General features: G+C 47.2%; 6 protein-coding genes. All 6 read left to right on the top strand.

Translation table 11 applies throughout. The features are described 5' to 3' along the window. The coding region (locus ABDZ72_RS12820; RefSeq protein WP_343753776.1) for a sugar-binding transcriptional regulator at nucleotides 1-538 on the top strand (538 nt) is incomplete at its 5' end. Between the two features lie 49 nt (nucleotides 539-587). Then, nucleotides 588-1,595, top strand: a complete 1,008-nt coding sequence (gap, locus tag ABDZ72_RS12815; protein WP_343753774.1) for a type I glyceraldehyde-3-phosphate dehydrogenase — start codon at nucleotides 588-590, stop codon at nucleotides 1,593-1,595. Nucleotides 1,596-1,716: 121 nt separating this feature from the next. Further along, nucleotides 1,717-2,898 (top strand): phosphoglycerate kinase, encoded by a 1,182-nt coding sequence (locus tag ABDZ72_RS12810; protein ID WP_343753772.1) that lies wholly within the window; start codon nucleotides 1,717-1,719, stop codon nucleotides 2,896-2,898. Between the two features lie 28 nt (nucleotides 2,899-2,926). After that, nucleotides 2,927-3,685 (top strand): triose-phosphate isomerase, encoded by a 759-nt coding sequence (gene tpiA / locus ABDZ72_RS12805; protein WP_343753770.1) that lies wholly within the window; start codon nucleotides 2,927-2,929, stop codon nucleotides 3,683-3,685. Beyond that, entirely contained in the window at nucleotides 3,682-5,220 is a 1,539-nt protein-coding gene (gene gpmI / locus ABDZ72_RS12800; protein WP_343753768.1) for a 2,3-bisphosphoglycerate-independent phosphoglycerate mutase, read from the top strand. The genes tpiA and gpmI overlap by 4 nt, the downstream gene beginning before the upstream one ends. A 300-nt stretch (nucleotides 5,221-5,520) precedes the next feature. Then, complete coding sequence (eno, locus tag ABDZ72_RS12795) at nucleotides 5,521-6,807, top strand: phosphopyruvate hydratase (protein ID WP_343753766.1); 1,287 nt, start codon at nucleotides 5,521-5,523, stop codon at nucleotides 6,805-6,807. The last annotated feature ends 233 nt before the right edge of the window (nucleotides 6,808-7,040 follow it).

The raw sequence follows: 7,040 nt of genomic DNA, 5'->3' as shown, positions 1-7,040 counted from the left end.
GTTAAGCGGGGAAGTGGATTGTTTATTTGTCCCTGCACGGGGTGGTATCGGAGAAAAGGAAGAACATCAAGCCAACACCATTGCTGCGAAGATGGCACGACAGGCGCATGGGAATTACCGTTTGCTGTATGTCCCGGACCCATTAAGTGAAACGTCGTACCGGACCATGATTGAAGAACCCGCTGTTCAAGACGTACTGCATTTGATGTATGAAGCGGATGTTGTTCTGCATGGTATCGGTGATGCACTGACCATGGCTGAACGTCGTAAGACACCGGAGGATATTCTGCAAAAGCTCCGGGACGGACATGCTGTCAGTGAAGCGTTCGGTTATTACTTCAATGCATTCGGTGAGATTGTTCATCATGTCCGGACCATAGGCATCCATTTGGATGATTTATCCGAAAATAGCAAACGCGTGATCACGGTAGCCGGGGGAGAATCCAAGGCACAAGCGATCGAGTCGTATTTCAAGCAGGGGAAAAGTGATTTGTTGATTACGGATGAAGCGGCTGCTGAAGCGATTTTAGAGGGATGATTATCTCCCTTTGAATATAGTATGGCATTATGATATAGGAGGAATAGATATGGCACTAAAAATAGGTATTAATGGATTCGGGCGTATCGGACGTAACGTATTCCGTCAGGCTTTTAAAAATGACGAGGTGGACGTGGTTGCTGTTAATGACTTGACGGATGCCAACATGCTTGCACATTTGCTGCAGTATGATACGGTTCATGGTATGCTGGACGAGGACGTCATGGTAAAAGGGGAAAACATTGTGGTCGGCGGCAAAGAAGTGAAGGTACTTTCCGAACGCGATCCTGCCAACCTTGGCTGGGGGGATCTTGGTGTGGACATCGTCATTGAATCCACCGGCCGTTTCACCCAGCGTGAGGATGCGAAGAAACATCTTGATGCAGGGGCGAAAAAGGTGATTCTTTCGGCACCGGGCAAACAGGAAGATCTTACTATGGTCATGGGAGTCAATGAAAACGACTATGATCCGTCTGAGCACTATATCGTTTCCAATGCGTCGTGTACAACCAATTGCTTAGCGCCACTCGTTAAAGTATTGCACGATCATTTCGGTGTGCAGCGCGGTTTGATGACAACGGTACATTCGTATACCAATGACCAGCAAATTCTCGACTTGCCGCATAAAGATTATCGACGGGCCCGTGCGGCAGCGCAGAACAGCATTCCAACGACAACAGGCGCGGCAAAAGCCGTTGAAAAAGTGCTTCCTGATCTAAAAGGGAAATTAAATGGAATGGCGGTGCGTGTGCCGACACCGGATGGATCGTTGACGGACTTTGTTGCCGATCTTGATCAGAATGTAAGCAGGGAAGACATCAATAAGGCGTTTGAAGCCGCATCAAAAGGGGAAATGGAAGGCATTGTTGGCTATACGGAAGCACCGCTCGTGTCCAGTGACATTATCGGTAATACCCATTCATCTCTTTTCGATGCCCAATCAACCATGGTTCTTGAAGATAACATGATCAAAGTCGTATCATGGTATGACAATGAAATGGCTTATTCCGCGCGTTGTGTGGACATGGCTGTCTATATCGGCAAGCAGGAATTATAAGGAGCATAGGGGAGGAACATCCTCCTCTTTTTTTCAGTGTAATGGCGGGCGCCTGTTGCCTGTTTAGAACGGCAACGGTCACCTATACTTACATAATTGGTATGATCAGGGAGGTAGTTGCATGAATAAAAAAACGCTTTACGATCTTGATGTTGAAGGCAAAAACGTGTTTTGCCGGGTTGATTTCAACGTGCCGATGAGTGATGGCGAGGTGACGGATGACACACGTATCAAAGCCGCATTGCCGACCATCAACTTTTTATCAGATAAGGGCGCGGTTGTCATCCTGGCCAGTCATCTCGGCCGCCCGAAAGGAGACGTATCGGATGAACTGCGGCTTGATCCGGTTGCGGAACGATTGAGCAACTTAATCGGAAAGAATGTCGTTAAGACGGATGCCGTATATGGCCAGGAAGTAAATGAAGCCATTTCACAAGTCGGCAATGGTGAGATTATTTTAATAGAAAATGTCCGTTTTGAACCTGGCGAAGAAAAAAACGACCCGGAACTAATTGATGCATTTGCGGCTATGGCTGATGTGTATGTCAATGATGCTTTCGGTGCAGCTCACCGTGCGCACGCATCAACGACCGGTGTTGCGGAGAAGTTGCCTGCTGCGGCTGGATTTCTTATGGATAAAGAACTCGACGTCTTGGGAAAAGCACTGGAAAATCCCGATCGGCCCTTTACCGCGATCATTGGCGGTGCGAAAGTGAAAGACAAAATCAATGTTATCGATCATCTGCTTGATAAAGTGGACAACTTAATTATCGGCGGCGGGCTTGCCTATACATTTGTTAAAGCGCAAGGTTACGATATTGGTAATTCACTGCTTGAAGAGGATAAATTGGATCTTGCCCGTGAATTTATGCAAAAAGCGGAAGAAAAAGGGGTCCGATTTGTGATACCGGAGGACGCGGTCGTTGCGGACGATTTTTCCGAAACAGCCCATACCAAAGAGGTGGCCATCACACATATTCCCGACGATTGGGAAGCGCTTGATATCGGACCAGCAACAAGCCGAACCTATGACGACATTATCAAAGAATCGGCATTGGTCATCTGGAACGGACCCATGGGCGTCTTTGAATACGACGCATTTGCCGGCGGAACAAAAGCCGTTGCCGAGAGCCTTGCCCGCACGGAAGGCTATACAGTGATCGGCGGCGGAGACTCAGCAGCGGCCGTTGAAAAATTCGGATTTGCCGATGACATGGACCATATATCAACAGGTGGAGGCGCGTCGCTTGAATTTATGGAAGGAAGGGTCCTTCCAGGTGTCCAGGCGCTGGACGACGCGTGATAAAATAAACGATAGTGAGGTGAGAAACATGCGGAAAACGATAATAGCCGGAAATTGGAAAATGAACAAATTGGCGGCTGATGCCGATCAGTTTGCCGAAGACGTGGTGGGTAAACTGCCGAATGATGACAGCGTTGAGGCCATTGTGTGTGCGCCATTTCCTTTTTTGTCGTCCCTTGTAAAAACAGCTGACAACAGCAAGCTGCACATCAGTGCTCAGACGATGCATTTTGAAGAGAATGGCGCGTTTACCGGTGAAGTCAGCCCAGCCATGCTAGCGGATCTTGGTGTCACCCATGTCGTCATCGGACATTCCGAACGTCGCGAGCATTTCGGGGAGACCGATGAAACGGTTAATAAAAAGGTGCACGCCGCTTTTGCCCATAACTTAACGCCTATCATTTGTGTCGGGGAGACGCTTGAACAGCGCGAATCCAATGAGACGAACGCTCATATCGATGCCCAGGTCCGCAAAGCGCTTGACGGATTACAGAAGGATCAGATTGAAACCGCGATTATTGCCTATGAGCCAATTTGGGCGATCGGTACAGGCAAAACAGCATCCAGTGACGAAGCTAATGACGTATGCGCTCATATCCGGCATGTTGTTGAAAATATGACAGACGAAACGGTTGCCTCGCAGATGGTTATTCAATATGGCGGCAGTGTGAAGCCGGCCAACATTGATGACTTGCTGGGACAATCTGATATTGATGGTGCATTGGTTGGCGGTGCCAGTCTTGACCCGGATTCATTCCTGCAAATGGTGGAGGCAGGGACCAAATGACACATCGAAATCTTGCCGCGTTAATTATACTTGATGGCTTTGGACTGCGTGATGAGGAAAAAGGCAATGCGGTCAAACAGGCACATACGCCGAATTTCGACCGTTTGTGGGACCAATACCCGCACAATCAGATGAAGGCAAGCGGAGAATCGGTCGGTCTTCCGGAAGGGCAAATGGGCAACTCGGAAGTCGGTCATCTCAATATCGGTGCCGGACGCATTGTCTATCAAAGTCTGACTAGAGTCAATCTGTCCATTAAAGAAGGCGAATTTTTTGAAAAAGACGCTTTCCTAACATCCATCCAGTATGCGAAAGAGAAGAACCAGGCGTTGCACATTTTTGGACTGTTATCGGATGGTGGCGTTCACAGTCACATTGATCATTTATTTGCATTGTTGAAATTGGCGAAAGATCAGAATCTGACAAATGTGTACGTCCACGCGTTTCTTGATGGCCGTGATGTCGGACCGCAAACGGCTAAAACATATGTGAAGCAGACCGAAGAGAAAATGCAGGAATACGGGGTTGGTCAGTTTGCTACTATTTCCGGCCGCTATTATTCCATGGACCGTGATAAACGCTGGGATCGAGTCAAAAAAGCATACGATGCCATGGTTTATGGCGACGGGCCAACGTATCGGAATCCATATGATGTCATCGATGACGCTTATGACAATGGCATTTACGATGAATTTGTATTGCCATCCGTCATGATCGATGATAATGGCGAGCCTGTCGGACAGGTTCAGGACAACGATTCAATGATTTTTTACAACTTCCGTCCGGATCGTGCCATCCAAATTTCGCGGACGTTTGCCAATGACGATTTTCATGATTTTGATCGCGGCAATCATCCGCCGAAAAATGTGGACTTTGTGATGCTGACCGAATTTAGTGAATCCATTGATGGGTATGTCGCGTATAAACCAGTGAATCTCGACAATACGGTTGGCGAGGTTCTGGCACAAAACGAGATGAAGCAGCTCCGGATTGCTGAAACCGAGAAATACCCGCATGTGACGTTTTTTATGAGTGGCGGCCGGGAGAACGAATTTCCTGGTGAAAAACGTGTGCTTATCGATTCACCGAAAGTGGCGACGTATGATTTGCAGCCGGAAATGAGTGTCTATGACGTAACAGATTCGCTGTTGGGTGAGCTGGATAGCGGGGAGCACAATGCGATTATTTTGAATTTCGCTAATCCGGACATGGTTGGCCATTCCGGCAGACTTGAGCCAACCATCCAGGCGATCGAAGCAGTGGATGCGTGTCTCGGCAAAGTGGTTGACAAGATTCACGAACTCGGTGGTCATGCCATTATTACCGCTGACCACGGTAATTCGGATGAAGTGATCACGTTGGACGGTGAACCGATGACATCTCATACGAAAAACCCGGTTCCTGTCATTGTGACAAAAGACGGGGAAGAACTGCGCAGCGACGGTATTTTAGCGGACTTATCGCCGACGTTGCTCGACTTATTACATGTTGAAAAACCGGAAGAAATGACCGGCCAAACACTGATAAAAAAATAAGGAAACGGTAAAATAGGGTCAACACCAAAATCTATGGTGTGAATATGGTAGTAAAACTAGCTAGCGTAGGAAAAACACGGCGACTCCTGTGGAATGCGCAGTGTGAAGACCCCGCAGAAAAAGCGATCTTCTTTTTCGAGGAGGCTGAGGACAAGCCCACGGAAAGCGTCGTGTTTTTCCGAAGCGACTGCTTACGTCGAAATGACATCTAATTTGTCAACCATAGATTTTGGTGAACAGCTATAAAATAATTTAAATAATTATCGATGAACAAAACTCAAACATAAAGGAGTGAATTGAATGCCTTTTATAACAGATGTCTATGCCCGCGAAGTTCTTGATTCTCGCGGCAATCCGACCGTTGAGGTGGAAATATTTACCGAATCAGGTGCATTTGGAGCAGCGTTAGTCCCGAGCGGTGCCTCCACTGGTGAATATGAAGCCGTTGAACTGCGTGACGATGATCAAAACCGTTATGTAGGAAAAGGTGTCCAAAAAGCAGTGGAACATGTTAATGACGTCATTGCCCCTGAATTGCTGGGCATTGATACGACTAGACAGAATATCATTGATCAGATCATGTTGGAACTGGATGGAACAGACAACAAAGGCAACCTTGGAGCCAATGCGATTCTTGGCGTATCCATGGCCGCAGCACATGCTGCAGCAAGTTATCTGGAGCAGCCATTGCACCATTACTTAGGTGGCTTTAACGCCAAAACACTTCCGGTGCCAATGATGAACATTTTAAACGGTGGCGAGCATGCGGATAATAATGTTGATATCCAGGAATTCATGATTATGCCTGTTGCGGCACCGACATTTAAAGAAGCATTGCGTACCGGCGCCGAAATTTTCCATTCGTTGAAAAAAGTGCTCAAATCCAAAGGGTATAGCACAGGTGTCGGGGACGAAGGTGGTTTTGCTCCCAATCTTGAATCCAACGAAGAAGCGCTTGGAACGATTGTCGAAGCCATTGAAACTGCTGGATACAAACCTGGTGACGACGTGAAGCTGGCGATGGATGTTGCCGCCTCTGAAATATATGAAGACGGTAAGTATAACTTGAAAGGCGAGGGCGTTGTTCGAACCGCCGAAGAAATGGTCAATTGGTATGAGGAGCTTATTCATACATACCCCATCATTTCGATAGAAGATGGTTTGGATGAAAACGACTGGAAAGGCCATCAAATGCTGACCGAACGGATTGGCGACCGTGTCCAGTTGGTGGGTGATGATTTGTTTGTGACCAACACAAACAAGCTGTCCTACGGGATTGAACAGGGGGCCGGCAATTCCATTTTGGTCAAAGTCAACCAGATTGGCACATTGACGGAAACGTTCGAGGCTATTGAAATGGCTAAGCGTGCCGGCTATACGGCCATTATTTCCCATCGATCCGGGGAAACAGAAGATGCGACGATCGCAGACATTGCGGTTGCAACCAATGCAGGCCAGATTAAATCCGGTGCCCCGTCCCGCACTGATCGTGTCACCAAATACAATCAACTGTTGCGGATTGAAGATGAACTCGCCGGCATGGGTCAATATGCCGGATTAAATGCTTTTTACAATTTAAAAAAATGATTGTTATGCAGTAGGCAAATTGAGGTTTTTTCCGACTTGAAACGACGGTTACGAAACCTGTACTTGTAAACAACCCACAATAAAAAAATGGTTAGAAAGATGGTGATCCAAAAGGAGAGCCATCTTTTTTTAAATAAACGTTTTCAAAAAGTGAGATTTTCCTAGAAGTCCGGTGAAAAAGTCAACCTGTTCTAGGAATTTCCTAGCTTTATGTCGAATATAGTCATACAGAA

Source organism: Lentibacillus halophilus (genome assembly GCF_039522485.1).
Lineage (GTDB): Bacteria > Bacillota > Bacilli > Bacillales > Amphibacillaceae > Lentibacillus > Lentibacillus halophilus.
This window is presented reverse-complemented; position numbering and strand designations above follow the sequence as displayed.

Excerpts from the sequence above, each read along its gene's own strand:
- gap (WP_343753774.1), top strand. The coding sequence starts at position 588 with ATGGCACTAAAAATAGGTATTAATGGATTCGGGCGTATCGGACGTAAC.
- ABDZ72_RS12810 (WP_343753772.1), top strand. The coding sequence starts at position 1,717 with ATGAATAAAAAAACGCTTTACGATCTTGATGTTGAAGGCAAAAACGTG.
- tpiA (WP_343753770.1), top strand. The coding sequence starts at position 2,927 with ATGCGGAAAACGATAATAGCCGGAAATTGGAAAATGAACAAATTGGCG.
- gpmI (WP_343753768.1), top strand. The coding sequence starts at position 3,682 with ATGACACATCGAAATCTTGCCGCGTTAATTATACTTGATGGCTTTGGA.
- eno (WP_343753766.1), top strand. The coding sequence starts at position 5,521 with ATGCCTTTTATAACAGATGTCTATGCCCGCGAAGTTCTTGATTCTCGC.